This is a genomic window from Inquilinus sp. CA228, from assembly GCF_052078665.1.
Lineage (GTDB): Bacteria > Pseudomonadota > Alphaproteobacteria > DSM-16000 > Inquilinaceae > Inquilinus.
In genome coordinates this window covers 65,396-82,611 of record NZ_JBQJIK010000012.1, presented here as the reverse complement: position 1 = coordinate 82,611, position 17,216 = coordinate 65,396, and the positions used below count along the sequence as shown (strand labels likewise).

Annotated in this window: 18 protein-coding genes; 17 read left to right on the top strand and 1 reads right to left on the bottom strand. The window is 69.5% G+C overall.

The features are described 5' to 3' along the window. Positions 1 to 83: 83 nt before the first annotated feature. Positions 84 to 338 carry a sulfurtransferase TusA family protein gene (locus ACTOWL_RS08040; RefSeq protein ID WP_441320684.1) on the bottom strand — a complete coding sequence of 85 codons (255 nt, stop codon included), beginning with the start codon at positions 336 to 338 and terminating at the stop codon, positions 84 to 86. An 89-nt stretch (positions 339 to 427) separates the two neighbouring features. Here ACTOWL_RS08040 and ACTOWL_RS08035 point away from each other — a divergent pair, with 89 nt between their 5' ends. From ACTOWL_RS08035 to infB, 17 genes are all read left to right on the top strand, one after another. After that, positions 428 to 838, top strand: a complete 411-nt coding sequence (locus ACTOWL_RS08035; protein WP_441320683.1) for a MucR family transcriptional regulator — start codon at positions 428 to 430, stop codon at positions 836 to 838. A gap of 186 nt (positions 839 to 1,024) precedes the next feature. Then, on the top strand, positions 1,025 to 1,861 hold the full coding sequence (locus tag ACTOWL_RS08030; RefSeq protein ID WP_441320682.1) for a GNAT family N-acetyltransferase: 837 nt from the start codon (positions 1,025 to 1,027) through the stop codon (positions 1,859 to 1,861). 44 nt (positions 1,862 to 1,905) lie between these two features. Beyond that, positions 1,906 to 2,712 carry a lysophospholipid acyltransferase family protein gene (locus ACTOWL_RS08025; RefSeq protein WP_441320681.1) on the top strand — a complete coding sequence of 269 codons (807 nt, stop codon included), beginning with the start codon at positions 1,906 to 1,908 and terminating at the stop codon, positions 2,710 to 2,712. Between the two features lie 133 nt (positions 2,713 to 2,845). Continuing rightward, complete coding sequence (gene miaB, locus ACTOWL_RS08020; protein ID WP_441320720.1) at positions 2,846 to 4,162, top strand: tRNA (N6-isopentenyl adenosine(37)-C2)-methylthiotransferase MiaB; 1,317 nt, start codon at positions 2,846 to 2,848, stop codon at positions 4,160 to 4,162. Beyond that, positions 4,159 to 5,217 (top strand): PhoH family protein, encoded by a 1,059-nt coding sequence (locus tag ACTOWL_RS08015; RefSeq protein ID WP_441320680.1) that lies wholly within the window; start codon positions 4,159 to 4,161, stop codon positions 5,215 to 5,217. The genes miaB and ACTOWL_RS08015 overlap by 4 nt, the downstream gene beginning before the upstream one ends. Beyond that, positions 5,214 to 5,738 (top strand): rRNA maturation RNase YbeY, encoded by a 525-nt coding sequence (gene ybeY, locus ACTOWL_RS08010; protein ID WP_441320679.1) that lies wholly within the window; start codon positions 5,214 to 5,216, stop codon positions 5,736 to 5,738. The genes ACTOWL_RS08015 and ybeY overlap by 4 nt, the downstream gene beginning before the upstream one ends. A 4-nt stretch (positions 5,739 to 5,742) precedes the next feature. Continuing rightward, positions 5,743 to 6,648, top strand: coding sequence for a hemolysin family protein (locus ACTOWL_RS08005; protein WP_441320678.1), 906 nt, complete (start codon positions 5,743 to 5,745; stop codon positions 6,646 to 6,648). 61 nt (positions 6,649 to 6,709) lie between these two features. Continuing rightward, entirely contained in the window at positions 6,710 to 8,221 is a 1,512-nt protein-coding gene (gene lnt / locus ACTOWL_RS08000; protein ID WP_441320677.1) for an apolipoprotein N-acyltransferase, read from the top strand. A gap of 187 nt (positions 8,222 to 8,408) precedes the next feature. Then, a complete protein-coding gene (locus ACTOWL_RS07995; protein WP_441320719.1) occupies positions 8,409 to 8,813 on the top strand; it encodes a helix-turn-helix domain-containing protein in 405 nt (134 codons plus the stop codon). 100 nt (positions 8,814 to 8,913) lie between these two features. Then, positions 8,914 to 10,080, top strand: coding sequence for a methionine adenosyltransferase (gene metK, locus ACTOWL_RS07990; RefSeq protein WP_441320676.1), 1,167 nt, complete (start codon positions 8,914 to 8,916; stop codon positions 10,078 to 10,080). Positions 10,081 to 10,084: 4 nt separating this feature from the next. Continuing rightward, positions 10,085 to 10,792 carry a tRNA (guanine(46)-N(7))-methyltransferase TrmB gene (gene trmB, locus ACTOWL_RS07985; RefSeq protein ID WP_441320675.1) on the top strand — a complete coding sequence of 236 codons (708 nt, stop codon included), beginning with the start codon at positions 10,085 to 10,087 and terminating at the stop codon, positions 10,790 to 10,792. A gap of 64 nt (positions 10,793 to 10,856) precedes the next feature. Further along, positions 10,857 to 11,183: a type II toxin-antitoxin system RelE/ParE family toxin gene (locus tag ACTOWL_RS07980; protein WP_441320674.1), complete on the top strand. Its 327-nt coding sequence runs from the start codon at positions 10,857 to 10,859 to the stop codon at positions 11,181 to 11,183. Further along, positions 11,180 to 11,461, top strand: coding sequence for a helix-turn-helix domain-containing protein (locus tag ACTOWL_RS07975; RefSeq protein WP_441320673.1), 282 nt, complete (start codon positions 11,180 to 11,182; stop codon positions 11,459 to 11,461). Before ACTOWL_RS07980 ends, ACTOWL_RS07975 begins: the two co-directional genes overlap by 4 nt. Positions 11,462 to 11,731: 270 nt before the next feature. Then, positions 11,732 to 12,286, top strand: coding sequence for a ribosome maturation factor RimP (rimP, locus tag ACTOWL_RS07970; RefSeq protein WP_441320672.1), 555 nt, complete (start codon positions 11,732 to 11,734; stop codon positions 12,284 to 12,286). Positions 12,287 to 12,300: 14 nt separating this feature from the next. Further along, entirely contained in the window at positions 12,301 to 13,791 is a 1,491-nt protein-coding gene (nusA, locus tag ACTOWL_RS07965) for a transcription termination factor NusA (protein ID WP_441320671.1), read from the top strand. Then, on the top strand, positions 13,764 to 14,483 hold the full coding sequence (locus tag ACTOWL_RS07960; RefSeq protein WP_441320670.1) for an RNA-binding protein: 720 nt from the start codon (positions 13,764 to 13,766) through the stop codon (positions 14,481 to 14,483). Before nusA ends, ACTOWL_RS07960 begins: the two co-directional genes overlap by 28 nt. Before the next feature lie 21 nt (positions 14,484 to 14,504). Then, positions 14,505 to 17,198 carry a translation initiation factor IF-2 gene (gene infB, locus ACTOWL_RS07955; RefSeq protein ID WP_441320669.1) on the top strand — a complete coding sequence of 898 codons (2,694 nt, stop codon included), beginning with the start codon at positions 14,505 to 14,507 and terminating at the stop codon, positions 17,196 to 17,198. The last annotated feature ends 18 nt before the right edge of the window (positions 17,199 to 17,216 follow it).

The window sequence follows — 17,216 nt, the reverse complement described above, 5'->3', positions numbered from 1 at the left end:
CGGGAAGCTTCGACGTGACAGGGCGTAAAATAAAAGTCAACTACACGCTTGTGTAGAGAAATCCCGGACGGAACCGCCCGCGATCAGCCCTTCGGGCCGCGCTCGATCCGCACCAGCCAGCGGGTCTCGCCGGCATCCTCGGGCTTGACCGACAGCACGCGATGGCCGCCTTCCGTCGCCGAGCGCGGAACATTGATCAGCGGCTCACCCGCGTTCAGCCGTATTTCCGCCACTTCGCCGGGCTTCATATCTTCCAGCAGCAGCTTGGTTTTGACGAAAGTGAAAGGGCAGACCTCCGCCGTTACATCGAGAGTCCGGACCGGTGGCTCGTTGCTCATGACGCTTTCTCGATTTTCGAGGCGATTCGTGTTGCAGTCCAGTACTGGGCGACTTATATACCCAACACTCGTGCCGCGGGAGTATGAACATGAGCAATGAAACGCCGTCCAACGATTTGATGAACCTTACGAGCCAAATCGTCGCGGCACATGTAGGAAACAATACCGTTGCGATCTCCGACCTGCCGGGCCTGATCGAGCACGTTTTTCGCGCGCTCAATGGTCTCGGGACTGAGCCGACGCCGATCGCGGAGAAGCCCCAGCCGGCGGTTCCGATCAAGAAGTCGGTGACGCCGGACTACATCATCTGTCTCGAGGACGGCAAGCAGTTGAAGATGCTGAAGCGGCATCTGAAGACGGCCTACAACATGACCCCGGACGAGTATCGCGATCGCTGGGGCCTGCCGGCCGACTATCCGATGGTGGCGCCGAACTACGCCAAGCAGCGCAGCAGGCTGGCCAAGCAGATCGGCCTCGGCACCCGCGCCCGGCGGGACTGAACCCGGATCGCGGCGGTCCGTCGCCCGGCGGACCGCCCGGTTTCCGGCTCCCGGCCAGGGCTTCGGCCCTGCCGCGAAATCAGCGCACATTTGTAACCGTTCTGCTTTATAATTGGGCGAGCGCCTTGTGCGGTGACACGAGAATCGCCGCGGCGCCCCGGGGGAATAAGAGCGGACGGACGCAGCATGGCAGTCACAACCTTCGTCGATGACCACGGATTCAGCCTGCGCGCAGGCAATCTCGAGGTCCGGCTGGCCGAGACGGAGGAGGAGATTTGGGCGGCCCAGGAGCTTCGCTACGCCGTCTTCTACCAGGAGATGGCGGCCAAGCCCTCGGCCGAGATGGCGGCCGCCGGCCGGGACTTCGACGCCTATGACGACGTGGCCGACCACCTGCTGGTGATCGACCATGCGCGCGGCAAGGGCGTCCAGGGCGTGGTCGGCACCTACCGGCTGATCCAGCGCGACGGGGCGGCCAGGATCGGCGCCTTCTACTCCGCCAGCGAATACGACATCACCAAGATCGAGGCCCATCCCGGCCGGATCCTGGAGCTTGGGCGGTCCTGCGTCGCCGGCCCCTATCGCTCGGGCGGCACCATGCAGCTGCTGTGGCGCGGCATCGCCGCCTATCTGTTCCAGCATGACATCGAGATCATGTTCGGCTGCGCCAGCCTGCCCGGGGTCGACGCCGAGGCGCTGAAGCTGCCGCTGTCCTATCTGTACCACTACCATCTGGCACCGCCGGCGCTGCGGCCCAAGGCCCTGCCGGAACGCTACACCGACATGCGGCTGCTGCCGCTGGCGGAGATCGACCAGCGCGAGGCGATCGCGGCCCTGCCGCCGCTGATCAAGGGCTATCTCCGCGTTGGCGGCCATGTCGGCGACGGCGCGGTGATCGACGAGCAGTTCGGCACCACCGACGTCGCCATCATCGTCAAAACCGACCTGGTGACCGAGAAGTACTTCAAGCACTACGAGCTGAAGCGCGAGCAGCGGCCGATCCTGGCCTTCCGCAAGGACTGACCGGCGCGATGGCGGGCACCCGTCTCGGGTCGAAGCTCCGGGCGATGGCCCGGCTCGCTGTCTATGTGCCCTGGACCGTCATGCTGATGCCGGTACAGGCCCTGGCCGTGCGCTTCGGCTGGCGGCTGCAGACCAGCCTGCCGGTGTTCTACCACCGGACCTGCTGCCGCATCCTCGGCCTCGGCGTCGAGGTCCGCGGCACGATGTCGACCGCGGCGCCGACGCTGTTCGTCTCCAACCACCTGTCCTATCTCGACATCGAGGTGCTGGGATCGCTGATCCCCGGCAGCTTCGTCGCCAAGACCGAGGTCGGCACCTGGCCGTTCTTCGGCGCCCTGGCGCGGCTGCAGCGCACCGTCTTCGTCGACCGCAACCGGCGGGGGTCGGCCGATGTGCAGCGCGACAGCCTGCAGTCGCGGCTGGAGGCCGGCGACAACCTGGTGCTGTTCCCGGAAGGCACCTCGAGCGACGGCAACCGCACCCTGCCGTTCAAGAGCGCCCTGTTCGCCGCCGCCGGGCTGCGCATCGACGGCAAGCCGCTGACCGTGCAGCCGGTGTCGCTGGCCTGCACCACGCTGGACGGCATCCCGCTGGGCCGGCGGCTGCGCCCGATCTACGCCTGGTACGGCGACATGGACCTGGTGCCTCACCTCTGGAACGTGGTGAAGCAGGGGCAACTCAGGATCACCGTGATCTTCCACCCGCCGGTGACGCTGGAGAATGTCCGGTCGCGCAAGGCGCTGGCGGACCATTGCTGGCGCGCCATCGCCGGCGGCGTGTCCGACGCCAATGCCGGCCGGCTGCCGGGCGCGGCGGATGACAACATGGCCGATCAGCGCCGCGCCGCATGAGGCAATGCTTGATTTTCGACGGCGCCGCCGTGATCTATCATCGCAATTCCATCGAGATCTGGACCGGATCGGACCCGCGCGCGTGACCACCGCAGCCAGCAAGAAGCTGTTCATCAAGACCTGGGGCTGCCAGATGAACGTCTACGACAGCGGTCGTATGGCGGACATCCTGGCCCCGCTCGGCTATGCCTTGGCCGACAGCCCCGAGGGGGCCGACATGGTCATCCTCAACACCTGCCACATCCGCGAGAAGGCGACGGAGAAGGTGTTCTCCGACCTCGGCCGGCTGCGCCCGCATAAGCAGGCGAAGGGCGGTGAGGAGCCGATGATCGTCGCCGTCGCCGGCTGCGTCGCCCAGGCCGAGGGCGAGGAGATCGCCCGCCGCGCGCCCTGGGTCGACATGGTGTTCGGGCCGCAGACCTACCACCAGCTGCCGGAGATGGTGGCCCGCGCCCACCGCCAGGCCGGCCGACCGCTGGTCAACACCGACTTCCCGGTCGAGAGCAAGTTCGACCACCTGCCCGGCGAGCAGGCCGTCCAGGGCGCGTCCGCCTTCCTGTCGGTGCAGGAGGGCTGCGACAAGTTCTGCACCTTCTGCGTCGTGCCCTACACCCGCGGCGCCGAATATTCGCGCGACGTCGCCGGGATCCTGGCCGAGGCGCGCCGCCTGGTCGCGGCCGGCGCGCGCGAGATCACCCTGCTGGGCCAGAACGTCAACGCCTTCCACGGCGACGGGCCGGACGGGTCGGTCTGGGGCCTGGGCCGGCTGATCCGCGCCCTGGCCGAGATCGGCGGCCTGGACCGCATCCGCTACACCACCAGCCATCCGCGCGATGTCGACGACGAGCTGGTGGCGGCGCATCGCGACGTGCCGCAGCTGATGCCGTTCCTGCACCTGCCGGTGCAGAGCGGGTCGGACCGCATCCTGGCGGCGATGAACCGCAAGCATGACGGCGACTCGTACCGCCGCACCGTCGACCGGCTGCGCGCGGCCCGGCCGGACCTGGCGCTGTCCTCCGACTTCATCGTCGGCTTCCCGGGCGAGACCGACCGCGACTTCGCCGACACGCTGAAGCTGGTGACCGGGATCGGCTTCGCCCAGGCCTACAGCTTCAAGTACAGCGCCCGCCCCGGCACCCCGGCCGCGGCGCTGGACGACCAGCTGCCCGAGGCGGCGAAGGACGAGCGGCTGCAGGCGCTGCAGCAGCTGCTGTGGGCGCAGCAGGCCGCCTTCAACCAGGGCATGGCCGGGCGCGTGGTTCCGGTGCTGCTGGACCGCCAGGGCCGCCGCCCCGGCCAGCTGCAGGGCCGCAGCCCGTGGATGCAGTCGGTGCATCTCGACGCGCCGGCCCGGCTGCTCGGCACCGTCCAGCCGGTCCGCATCACCGAAGGCAAGCTGCTGAGCCTGACCGGCTCCGCCATGCTGGCCGATGCGGAGGAGGCGGCGTGACCCGCGACTCCGAGAACTCCGGACTGATGTCGGCCCAATCGAGGACCGGGGCCAAGCCCGGGGCCAAGCCCGCGACCCAGCGCTCCGAGATCAGCTTCGACGACAACCGGCTGCTGCCGCTGCTGTATGGCGAGCACGACACCCATCTGCTGCGGATCGAGCACCAGCTGGGCGTGTCGCTGGCCTCGCGCGGCAACACCGTCACCATCAAGGGCCCGGCCGAGCCGGTGGAGCAGGCCCGGCTGGTGCTGGAGACGCTGTGGCAGCGCCTGTCCCAGGGCCAGGGCGTCACCGGCGCCGACATCGACGGCGTGATCCGGCTGGTGCGCGACGCGCCGGCCGGCGACGGGGCGCCGCTGCGCGACGCCCTGCTGAGATCTGACGGCGCCATCGTCACCCGGCGCAAGCGCATCGGCCCGCGCTCGCCGACCCAGGCCGAATACATCGAGGCGCTGGGGCAGAGCGAGATGGTGTTCGGCGTCGGCCCGGCCGGCACCGGCAAGACCTATCTCGCCGTCGCCCAGGCGGTGTCGATGCTGATCGCCGGCCGGGTCGACCGCATCGTGCTGTCGCGCCCGGCGGTCGAGGCCGGCGAGCGGCTGGGCTTCCTGCCCGGCGACATGAAGGAGAAGGTCGACCCCTATCTCCGCCCGCTCTACGACGCCCTCTACGACCTGCTGCCGGCCGAGCAGGTGGCCAAGCACATGGAGACCGGCGTGATCGAGATCGCGCCGCTGGCCTTCATGCGCGGCCGCACCCTGGCCCATTCCTTCGTCATCCTGGACGAGGCGCAGAACACCACGGTGATGCAGATGCGCATGGCGCTGACCCGCATGGGCGAGGCCAGCCGCATGGTGATCACCGGCGACATCAGCCAGATCGACCTGCGACCCGGCGACAAATCCGGCCTGGTCGACGCGCTGGAGATCCTGGACGAGACCGAAGGCATCCGCGTCGTCCGCTTCACCGACCGCGACGTGGTGCGCCACCCGCTGGTGGCGCGCATCGTGCGCGCCTATGAGGCGGCGGACCGCGCCCGGAAGCCGCAGCCGTGATCGACCTTACCGTCAGCATCGACGCGCCCGGCTGGTCGGCGCTCGGCCCCGACTTCGCCGACGAGGACGCGCTGGCCGCGGCCCTCGAGCCGCTGGTCGAGGCTACCGTCGCCGCCGGGGCGGGCCCCGGCGCAGCGATCGAACCCGGCCGCCCGGCCGAGCTGTCGGTCGTGTTCGCCGACGACGCCACGGTGCAGCGGCTGAACCGCGACTATCGCGGCAAGGACGCGCCGACCAACGTGCTGTCCTTCGCCCTGACCGAAGCCGACGAACCCGACTTTCCCGGCGCCCCGCTGGTGCTGGGCGACGTGCTGCTGGCGCTCGAAACGGTGCTGGCCGAAGCCGAGCGCGACGGCAAGGTCCCCGCAGACCATGCCCGCCACCTGGTGGTCCATGGTATCCTGCACCTGCTGGGCCATGACCACATGACCGATGCCGAGGCCGAGGCAATGGAGCGGATCGAAACCGCGATCCTCGCCCGCTTCGGCATCACCGATCCTTATTCCGACCCACCTGCCTGAGGCCATGTCCGACACATCTTCCGGTCGACCTTCCCGCTCCTCCGACGCGACCCCGCTGCGAAGCTGGCTGCGGGGCTTGCTGCGCGGCAAGAGCGAGGAGGATTGGCGCGAGACCATCGGGGAGTTGATCGAGGACGGCGACGAGGGCGAAGACGAGGCCTCGATCGCCCGGCACGAGCGGATGCTGCTGGGCAACATCCTGCGGCTGCGCGACCGCACCGCTATCGACGTGATGGTGCCGCGCGCCGACATCGTCGGGGTCGAGGTCGACACGCCCCTGCCCGGGGTGCTCGACATCCTGGCGCGCGAGGCGCACAGCCGCATGCCGGTCTATCGCGACAACCTGGACGACGCGCTGGGCATGATCCACGTCAAGGACGTGGTGGCCGCCCTCAGCCGCGCCCGGGCCGGCGACGGCGACGCCCCGAAATCGCTGACCGAGATCCTGCGCCCGGTCCAGATCGTCGCACCGTCGATGCCGGTGCTCGACCTCTTGCTGCAGATGCGCGAGAAGCGCCAGCACATGGCGCTGGTGATCGACGAGTTCGGCGGCATCGACGGGCTGATCACGATCGAGGATCTGGTCGAGGAGATCGTCGGCGAGATCGAGGACGAGCACGACATCGACGAGCCGCCGCAGCTGGTCGAGAAGCCGGACGGCACGCTGATCGCCGATGCCCGCCTGCCGATCGAGGCCTTCGAGGCCAAGGTCGGCGCGGTGCTGGAGGAGGGCGAGCGCGACGACATCGACACGCTCGGCGGCCTCGTCTTCGCCCTCGCCGGCCGGATCCCGGCGCGGGGCGAGCTGTTGACCCACCCCAAGGGGTTCGAGTTCGAGGTGATCGATGCCGATCCGCGCCGGATCAAACGCCTCCGCATCCGCCGCAAGGACGGCGCCGAGGCTGCGTGAGGCGGCGGCCGGGCCACTGTCCGGCCACGGTATCGAACGCCTCGCCACCCGCATCGCAGCCTTGAGCCGCTGGCGCAGATTCGGCGCCGCCATCGGCCTCGGCGTGCTGGCCAGCCTGTCGGTGCCGCCGCTCTACGCCGCGCCGCTGCTGTGGCTGGCCTTTCCCGGGCTGTTCTGGCTGCTCGCCGGGGCCCGCAGCGGCTGGTCCGCCTTCCTGACCGGCTGGGCCTTCGGCTTCGGCTTCTTCGTGCCCGGCCTGTACTGGGTGTCCTGGGCGCTGACCGTCGACCTGCCGCGCTTCTTCTGGATGATCCCCTTCGCCCTCGCCGGGCTGCCGGCGCTGCTCGGGATCTTCACCGGCCTGGCCGGGCTCGGCTTCCATGGGCTGCGCCGCGCCGGCTGGGGCGGCCCGCTGGCCCTGGCCGTCGCCTGGGGCCTGGCGGAATGGCTGCGCGGCCATGTCCTGACCGGCTTCCCCTGGAACCTGATCGGCTACACCTGGGTCGGCTGGCTGCCGGTGCTGCAGAGCGTCTCGGTGATCGGCATCTACGGGCTCAGCGTCCTGACCGTCGCCGCCGCCACCCTGCCGGCGATGCTGGCCGGGCCGCGGCGCACCGGCCTGACCGCCACCGCCGCCGGCATTGCCTTGTTCCTGGCGATCGCGGCCTGGGGCGCATTGCGGCTGGCCGGTGAGAGCAGCGTCACTCCCGTCTCCGGCGTGATCCTGCGGCTGGTGCAGCCGAACATCTCCCAGGCCGACAAATGGTCCGGCGACAAGCGGATCGAGAACTTCAACAAGCAGCTGGCGATGTCGGCCGCGCCGGGGATCGAGCACGTCACAGCCGTGATCTGGTCCGAGACGGCGGTGCCCTTCACCCTGTCCTGGGAGCCCGAGGCGCAGAAGGCGCTGGGCGCGATCCTGCCCCCCGGCGCCCTGGCCCTGGTCGGCGCCACCCGCGCCACGCCCTACGGCACCGAGCCGCTGGAGGCCTGGAACAGCATCTATGCGGTCGACCGCGCCGGCACGGTCCTGGCCACCTACGACAAGGCGCATCTGGTGCCGTTCGGCGAATACGTGCCGCTGCGCGACCTGCTGGCACCCTTCGGCATCGAGAAGATCACCGCCGGGTCGGTCGATTTCTCGCCCGGGCCGGGACCGCGCACCATCGACCTGCCCGGCCTGCCGCCGGTCAGCCCGCAGATCTGCTACGAGGCGATCTTCCCCGGCGCCGTGGTGGATCCGGCGGCGCCGCGGCCGGGCTGGATGCTGAACGTCACCAATGACGGCTGGTACGGGCACACCAGCGGGCCGCACCAGCATTTCGCCATCGCCCAGACCCGCGCGGTCGAGGAAGGGCTGCCGCTGGTGCGCGCCGCCAACACCGGCATCAGCGGCGTGGTCGACGCCTATGGCCGGGTCAAGGGCGAGATCGCCCTGGGCGAGGCCGGCATCCTCGACGCCGCCCTGCCGGCGGCGCTGCCGGAGACGCCCTATGTCCGCTGGGGCGAGGCCGGCTTCTGGCTGCTGCTGCTTCTGGGGCTGCTGGCCGGCCGCATCGGACGGCGGGCTTGATCGATCGTACTCCCAGCCGCCCCCAGACTGCCTTGATGTTGCCCGGCTTCGCGCATTAGGATGCGCGCCTCGCGAAACGATCGCACCCGGCCCCTTGCAAATTGCTGCGGAGTAGTGCGTGGCCGCACCCGACGCCCCGAAACGGCCCCGTGGTCGTCCGCGGAATGACGAACCCAGCCCGCTCGATATGCATATCGGCGGCCGCATCCGCCTGCGACGGACCCTGTTGGGATTCAGCCAGGCCAAGCTGGCGACGGCGATCGGCCTGACCTTCCAGCAGATCCAGAAATACGAGCACGGCTCCAACCGCATCGGCGCCAGCCGCCTGCACCAGCTCAGCCGGGTGCTGGAGGTGCCGGTCGACTTCTTCTTCGAGGACGCCCCTCCGCTCACCGGGGCGGGGGCGCGAGGCCTGGCCGAGGAGGCCGAGCCCTACGACGCCGGACCCGATCCGATGCAGCGCCGCGAGACGCTGGAGCTGATCCGCGCCTATTACCGGGTCGAGGACCATGCGACCCGGCGGCGCGTGCTGGATCTGCTCAAGGCCATGTCCGGGGCCCGGGCCGACGAGACCGGCGGCGAGGACAGCTGAATCACCTGCACTTGACCGCGCCCGTGGCCCCTGCCAAAAAGCCCGGTCGCCGCCGTACGACGTTTTCACTCTCTTCTTTCATGGCAGCCAGGGGTTCGACGTGGCCAAAGGCAACTACATCTTCACCAGCGAATCGGTCTCGGAAGGGCACCCCGACAAGGTTTGCGACCGCATTTCGGATTCCATCGTCGATCTCTATCTCGGTGCCGATCCCGAGGCCCGGGTGGCGGTCGAGACGCTGGCCACCACCAACCGGGTGGTGATCGCCGGTGAGGTCCGCGGCCCGGCTTCGATCACCCCGGACCTGCTGGAGAACGCGGCCCGCCAGGCGGTGCGCGACATCGGCTATGAGCAGGACGGTTTCCACTGGCGCACCGCCCAGGTCGACGTGCTGGTGCACCAGCAGTCGGCCGACATCGCCGTCGGCGTCGACGCCGCCGGCAACAAGGACGAGGGCGCCGGCGACCAGGGCATCATGTTCGGCTACGCCTGCCGCGAGACCGACGCGCTGATGCCGGCGCCGATCCAGTTCTCGCACCAGATCCTGAAGAGCCTGGCCGACGCCCGCCACTCCGGCAAGGCGCCGCAGTTCGGCCCCGACGCCAAGGCGCAGGTCTCGCTGCGCTACGAGAACGGCAAGCCGGTCGCCGCCACCTCGGTCGTGGTCTCGACCCAGCATGCCGATGGCCTGGACCAGGCCGAGGTGCGCGAGATCGTCCGCCCCTACGTCCTCTCGGTCCTGCCGGATGGCTGGATGTGCGACGAGCCGCATTTCTACGTCAACCCGACCGGCCGCTTCGTCATCGGCGGCCCGGACGGCGATGCCGGCCTGACCGGCCGCAAGATCATCGTCGACACCTATGGCGGCGCGGCCCCGCATGGCGGCGGCGCCTTCTCCGGCAAGGACCCGACCAAGGTCGACCGCTCGGCCGCCTATGCCGCGCGCTACCTGGCCAAGAACGTGGTCGCGGCCGAGCTGGCCGAGCGCTGCGTGATCCAGCTCAGCTACGCCATCGGCGTCGCCCATCCGCTGTCGGTCTACATCGACACCCAGGGCACCGGCCGGGTCGACGAGGACAAGCTGTCCGACGTGCTGCAGCAGCTGGTCAACCTCAGCCCGCGCGGCATCCGCACCCATCTCGGCCTGAATCGGCCGATCTACGCCCGCACCTCCTCCTACGGCCATTTCGGCCGTAACCCGGAGGCCGATGGCGGCTTCTCGTGGGAGCGGACGGACCTGGTGGACGACCTGCGCTCCGCCTTCTGATCCGATGAGCGAACCCGACGGCGGCGCCGAAAAGCGCCGCCACTTCCACGGCCGGCGCCATGGGCGAAAGCTCCGCGCCGGCCGCGCTGCTTTGATCGACACCCTGCTGCCGCAGCTGACGGTGGCGCTGCCCGAGCAGGGCGGCACACTGGACCCGGCCGCCCTGTTCCCGCGCCCGCCGCGCGAGCTGTGGGTCGAGATCGGCTTCGGCGCCGGCGAGCACCTGGCCTGGCAGGCAGCACATCACCCCGATGTCGGCTTCATCGGCTGCGAGCCCTTCATCAACGGCATGGCGACGCTGCTGGCGGCGGTGGAGCGCGACGGGCTGGACATGGTCCGGCTCTGGCACGACGACGCGCGGCCGCTCCTGGACCGGCTGCCGGACGGCTCGGTCGGCCGCCTCTTCCTGCTGTTCGCCGACCCCTGGCCGAAGCTGCGCCACCACAATCGCCGTTTCATCCAGGACGACACCGTGGCCGACCTGGCCCGCCTGCTGCAGGATGGCGGCGAGCTGCGCATCGCCACCGACGACGCGCCGCTCCTGGACTGGTCGCTGGAGCGCGTCCGCCGCAACCCGGCCTTCGCCTGGACCGCCGAGGGGCCGGCCGACTGGCGCGAGCGACCGGCCGACTGGCCGCCGACCCGCTACGAGGAGAAGGCCCTGCACGGCCGGCCCTACTACCTGCGCTTCCGCCGCCGGCCGCGGGGATAGCGCGGGGCCTCGAGTCATCAGGCCAGAAGTTGCGGCTTATATCCGTTTGGATATACTACGGTGAATGAAGTCGCTCCGCTTCCTGGGGGATTCGCTCGAAGGCCTGCGTACGTTCCCGGCCGAAGCCCGCCAGGACGCTGGCTATCAGTTGGACAAGGTGCAACGCGGGCAGCAACCCGATGACTTCAAGCCGATGCCGTCGATCGGTAAAGGCGTCGAGGAAATCAGGGTGTGGGACGACTCCGGAACCTTCCGGGTGATCTACACCGCCCGACGGGCCGAAGCTGTCTATGTTCTGCATTGCTTCCAGAAGAGGATGCAGACGACCAGCAGGCGCGACATCGAGCTGGCCCGGTCCTGCTTCACCGACCTTGTGCGAGGTGCCCGATGACCGAGTTCGAGAGCTTCGACAGCGTGTGGGACGCTGTCGCCGACACGCCCGAGGAAGCGGCCAATCTGCGGACCCGCGCCGAGCTGATGATGAAGATCGCCGAGATCATCAGGGAGAAAGGCTGGACGCAGGCCGAGGCAGCCGCCCATTGCGGCGTCACCCAGCCGCGCATCAACGACCTGCTGCGCGGACGGGTTTCCCGCTTCTCCCTGGATGCGCTGGTGAACATCGCGACGGCCCTCGGCCGCCGCGTCCATGTCGGGCTGGACGCGGCATAGCCGGTAGCTCGGTCGCCCTATTCCTTCGTCGCGCCCCTCCATCATGCCGCTCTTCGGGCGCCGAGTCGGTGCCGGCGCGGCCTCGGTTTTGATGTTTGCGGCGAATCGGGTTGCGTATCTGTGGCGGATCGCTATATATCACCGCAGTTACCCATAGCGTTTGACTTGACTATGGTTCGGTCAAACGATTGAGAGGGTGGGCTGCGGCCCGCCTTTTTTCGTTGTGGTGACGGCTTTCCAAGGCTCTGGACGCGGGGAATGCCGGAGAGGATGACGCAAGTGGATCAGGTGCGCGCGATCGTGGCGCCGTCGCTCGAAGCGATGGGCTATGAGGTCGTGCGTGTCCTCATGACCGGCGGCGAGCACAGGCCGCAGCTTCAGATCATGGCCGAACGGATCGACCGTCGCGGCATGACCGTGGAAGACTGCGCCGAGATCAGCCGCGCGGTGTCGGCGGTCCTCGATGTCGAGGATCCGATCAAGACCGCCTACACGCTCGAGGTCTCCTCCCCCGGCATCGACCGCCCGCTGACCCGGCCCGTCGACTATGAGCGCTTCCTCGGCCACGAGGCGCGGCTCGAGACGCGGGTCCCGGTCGACGGCCGCAAGCGCTTCCGCGGTGTCCTGGCCGGGGTCGAGGGCGAGACGGTGCTGCTGCGGTCCGAGGAGATCGGGGAGGAGCCGGTGCGGCTGCCCTTCGCCGAGATCCAGCGGGCGAAGCTGCTCCTCACCGACGCCCTGATCGACGCCGCCGCCGCAGAGGCCGAGCAGGCCGAGGCTGCCGCAGCCGCAGCTGCCCCGCAGCCCGACACCCAAGACGCATAGGAACGCCCAAGGCTATGGAACTGCTGCACGTTGCCGATGTCGTGGCCCGCGAGAAGAGCATCGATCGCGACGAGGTGCTGACCGCGATGGAGCAGGCCATCCAGAAGGCCGGCCGCTCCAAATACGGCCACGAGCACGACATCCGCGCCCATATCAACCGCAAGTCGGGCGATATCGAGCTGCGCCGCTACCGCCAGATCGTCGAGACGGTCGAGGATGAGGCCACGCAGCTGGACGCCAAGGACGCGGCCAAGCGCTGGCCGCATATGAAGCCCGGCGAGTTCGTCATCGACGACTTGCCGCCGATCGATTTCGGCCGCATCGCCGCCCAGACGGCGAAGCAGGTGATCGTGCAGAAGGTGCGGGAGGCCGAGCGCCACCGCCAGTTCGAGGAATACAAGGACCGCGTCGACGAGATCGTCAACGGCTCGGTCAAGCGCGTCGAATACGGTAACGTCACGGTCGATCTCGGCCGCGCCGAGGGCGTCATCCGCCGCGACGAGCTGCTGCCGCGCGAGCATTTCAAGGTCGGCGACCGCGTCCGCGCCTTCATCTACGACGTGCGCGAGGAGCCGCGCGGGCCGCAGATCTTCCTGTCCCGCACCCACGGCCAGTTCATGGCCAAGCTGTTCGCCATGGAGGTGCCGGAGATCTATGACGGCATCATCGAGATCAAGTCGGTGGCCCGCGACCCGGGCAGCCGCGCCAAGATCGCGGTGATCTCCAAGGACAGCTCGATCGACCCGGTCGGCGCCTGCGTCGGCATGCGCGGCAGCCGCGTCCAGGCCGTGGTGGGCGAGCTGCAGGGCGAGAAGATCGACATCATCCCCTGGTCCGGGGACGCCGCCACCTTCGTGGTCAACGCCCTGGCCCCGGCCGAGGTGGCCAAGGTGGTGCTCGACGACACCCAGAACCGGATCGAGGTGGTGGTGCCGGACGACCAGCTGTCGCTGGCGATCGGCCGCCGCGGCCAGAATGTCCGCCTCGCCTCGATGCTGACCGGCTGGGACATCGACATCCTGACCGAGGCCGAGGAGAGCGAGCGCCGCCAGGAAGAGACCAAGCTGCGCAGCGAATTGTTCATGGAGGCCCTGGACGTCGACGACGTCATCGCCCATCTCCTGGTGGCCGAGGGCTTCCGTCAGGTCGAAGAGATCGCCTACACGCCGCTCGACGAGCTGGCGGAGATCGAGGGCTTCGACGAGGGCGTGGCCGGCGAGCTGCAGGAGCGCGCGCTGCGCTGGCTCGAGGAGCGCGACCGGCAGCTGACCGTGCGGTATAAAGAGCTCGGTGTGGCCGACGACCTGGCGGCGCTGGAGGCATTGACCCCGGCGATCCTGGTCAAGCTCGGCGAGAACGGGGTCAAGACCCTGGACGATTTGGCGGACCTGGCCGGCGACGAGCTGGTCGAGATTCTCGGCGAAAAGACGATTTCCCTCGACGATGCCAACGCCCTGATCATGCAGGCGCGGGCGCATTGGTTCGAGGAGGAGGAGAAGGCCTGAGCGACCCGACCGCCATTTCCCCCGAGGACGCAGACCTGCCCGAGGCCGAAGGGCCCGAGCGGCGCTGCATCGCGACCGGAACCGTGCGGTCGAAGGCGGAGCTGATTCGCTTCGTCGTCGGCCCCGATGGCGAGGTCGTGCCCGATCTGGCGGAACGGCTGCCGGGCCGCGGCCTGTGGGTGTCCGCCGAGCGCGAGGCGCTGCGTCGGGCCCAGGCCAAGGGCCTGTTCGCCAAGGCGGCGCGCCAGTCGGTCCGCGTCCCGGACGATCTGGTCGATCGGGTCGAAGCGCTCCTGCATCGGAGCTGCATCGATCTCATCGGGATGGCACGCCGGGCGGGACAGGCGGTGGCCGGATATGAGAAAGTGCATGCGTGGCTGGCCGAGGGCCGCGCCGCGGTGCTGCTGGCAGCATCGGACGGTGCGGCGGACGGGCGAGCCAAGCTGGCAGCCCTGGCCGCCGCGGTCCGGCCGGTGCCACTTGTGGAGATCTTCTCCGCCGACGCACTCGGGATGGCCTTTGCCCGGGACCGCATGGTACACGCTGCGATCGCTCGCGGCGGGCTGGCGGAACGGCTGGTCGCGGAAGCGGCGCGGCTGAACGGAATTCGTGGTCGAGCCGACGGACCGGCTGGACGTGGTGTGGTCGACGAGGCATCGAATGCCGCGCCGGCCTTCTCTGTGCAGGGATAGCGGCGGATCACGCTGGACGATATGACGGATAGCAAGGAACAGGATCGCAAGACGCTGTCGCTGGGCAGTGCGAAGCCCAAGCTCACTCTCGGTGGGAAGCCGGGCGATGGGGGCCAGGTGCGCCAGCAATTCAGCCACGGCCGCTCCAAGGCGGTGACCGTCGAGGTCAAGCGCCAGCGCGGCGGCACCAACACGGCCCTCGCCGACGGCGGCGCGGCGGCACGGCGGGCGGCCGAAGGCCAGCCCGGCCGCAGCGCCCGCGGTGGTGGCGGCGGCGGCGGCATGCTGGGCGGACGGGTTCTCTCGCAGGCCGAACGCGAGGCGCGGCAGCGCGCCCTGCAGGTCGCCCTGCGCGAGGAGGAGGCCCGCCGGCACCTGCCCGAGCCGGACGAGCCCGAAATGGTGCTGGACACCGAGGTCGTCGAGGTCGCGCCGGAACCCGCCGCGCCGCTCGATCCCGCATCTCTGCGTCGGCGCGAGCTGGACGAGCTCAACGCCATCGAGAGCGAGGCCAAGCGCAAGATCGACGAGGAGCGCTTCCTGCTCGACGAGGAGCAGAAGCGCCGCGACGCCGAGCGCGCCACCGAGGACGCCCGCCGCAAGGCCGCCGCCGACCGTTCCGGCCAGGCCGCCGCGGCCCGGGCCCCGGCCGAGCCGGTGCGCGGCGTCCCGGCCACGGCCGATGATGAAGAGGACAGCCGCCGTCGCAGCAGCGGTCCTGGTCGAGGCGCCCCTGCCGGCCGCGGTGCCCTGCCCGGCCGCGGCGCCCCGGCCAGCCCGCCCCGGCGCGCCCCCGGCCCCGGCAAGTCCGAGCCGAAGCGCCGCTCCGGCAAGATGACCGTGGTTCAGGCCCTCAGCGACGACGGCGAGACCCGCGGCCGCAGCCTGGCGGCGATGCGCCGGGCCCGTGAACGCGAGCGCCTGGCCCAGCTGAGCCAGAACCAGGAGAAGTTCTCCCGCGAGGTGGTGATCCCCGAGGTCATCACCGTTCAGGAGCTGGCCAACCGCATGGCCGAGCGCGGCGGCGACGTGGTCAAGTCGCTGATGCGCATGGGCGTGATGGCCACCATCACCCAGTCGATCGATGCCGACACCGCCGAGCTGGTGGTCGCGGAATTTGGACATAAGGTAAAGCGCGTGGCCGAATCCGACGTCGAGATCGGCCTGCGCGGCGACGAGGACGTGGCGGAGAATCTGCAGTCGCGGCCCCCGGTCGTGACCATCATGGGCCATGTCGACCACGGCAAGACGTCGCTGCTGGACGCCCTGCGGCACACCAATGTGGTGTCGGGCGAGGCCGGCGGCATCACCCAGCACATCGGCGCCTATCAGGTGCAGGTCGAATCGGGCCAGCGCGTCACCTTCATCGACACGCCGGGCCACGCCGCCTTCACCGAGATGCGCGCCCGCGGCGCCAACACCACCGACATCGTCGTGCTGGTGGTGGCCGCCAATGACGGCGTCATGCCGCAGACGATCGAGGCCATCCGCCACGCCCGCGCGGCGGGGGTGCCGATCATCGTCGCCATCAACAAGATCGACCTGCCCGACGCCAAGCCCGAGCGCGTGCGCACCGAGCTGCTGCAGCACGAGATCGTGGTCGAGGAGATGGGCGGCGAGACGCTCGACGTCCCGGTCTCGGCCAAGACCGGCGCCGGCCTCGACAAGCTGGTCGAGACCATCCTGCTGCAGGCCGAGGTGCTGGACCTCAAGGCCAACCCGGATCGTCCGGCCGAAGGCTCGGTGATCGAGGCGAAGCTGGAGCGCGGCCGCGGTTCGGTCGCGACCGTCCTGGTCCAGCGCGGCACCGTCAAGGTCGGCGACATCTTCGTCACCGGCGGCGAATGGGGCCGCGTGCGTGCCCTGCTCGACGATCGCGGCCAGAACCTGAAATCGGCGGGCCCGGCCCAGCCGGTCGAGGTCCTGGGTCTCAACGGCACGCCGCTCGCCGGCGACGACTTCGTGGTCGTCGACAGCGAGAGCCGGGCCCGCGAGATCACCGAGTTCCGCACCCGCAAGCGGCGCGAGGCCTCTCACGTCGCCACCGCGCGCGGCTCGCTCGAGCAGATGTTCGAGAAGATCCGCGAGGGCGAGGCGAAGGAGCTGCCGGTCATCATCAAGGGTGACGTGCAGGGTTCGGTCGAAGCCATCGCCGGGTCGCTGGAGAAGGCCGCGGGCGACAATGTCGAGGTCAAGGTGCGGGTGCTGCACTCCGCGGTCGGCGCCATCACCGAGAGCGACGTCACCCTTGCCGCGTCGACCGGCGCCATGCTGATCGGCTTCAACGTCCGCGCCAACCCGCAGGCGCGGGAGATGGCCAAGCGCGACGGTGTGGAGATCCGCTACTACTCGATCATCTACAACGTGATCGACGACGTGAAGGCGGCCCTGACCGGCCTCTTGGCGCCGAAGATGCGCGAGAACTACATCGGCAATGCCGAGATCCGCGAGGTGTTCAACATCACCAAGGTCGGCAAGGTCGCCGGCTGCATGATCACCAACGGCGTGGTCAAGCGCGGCGCCGGTGTCCGCCTGCTGCGCGACAACGTCGTGGTCCACGAGGGCACGCTGAAGACCCTGAAGCGCTTCAAGGACGAAGTCCGCGAAGTGCGCGAAGGCTACGAATGCGGCATGGCCTTCGAGAACTACGACGACATCCGCGCCGGCGACGTGATCGAGTGCTTCGAGCTGGTCGAGGAGGTCCGCGCGCTCTAGGGCCGGGCTTCCTGATTT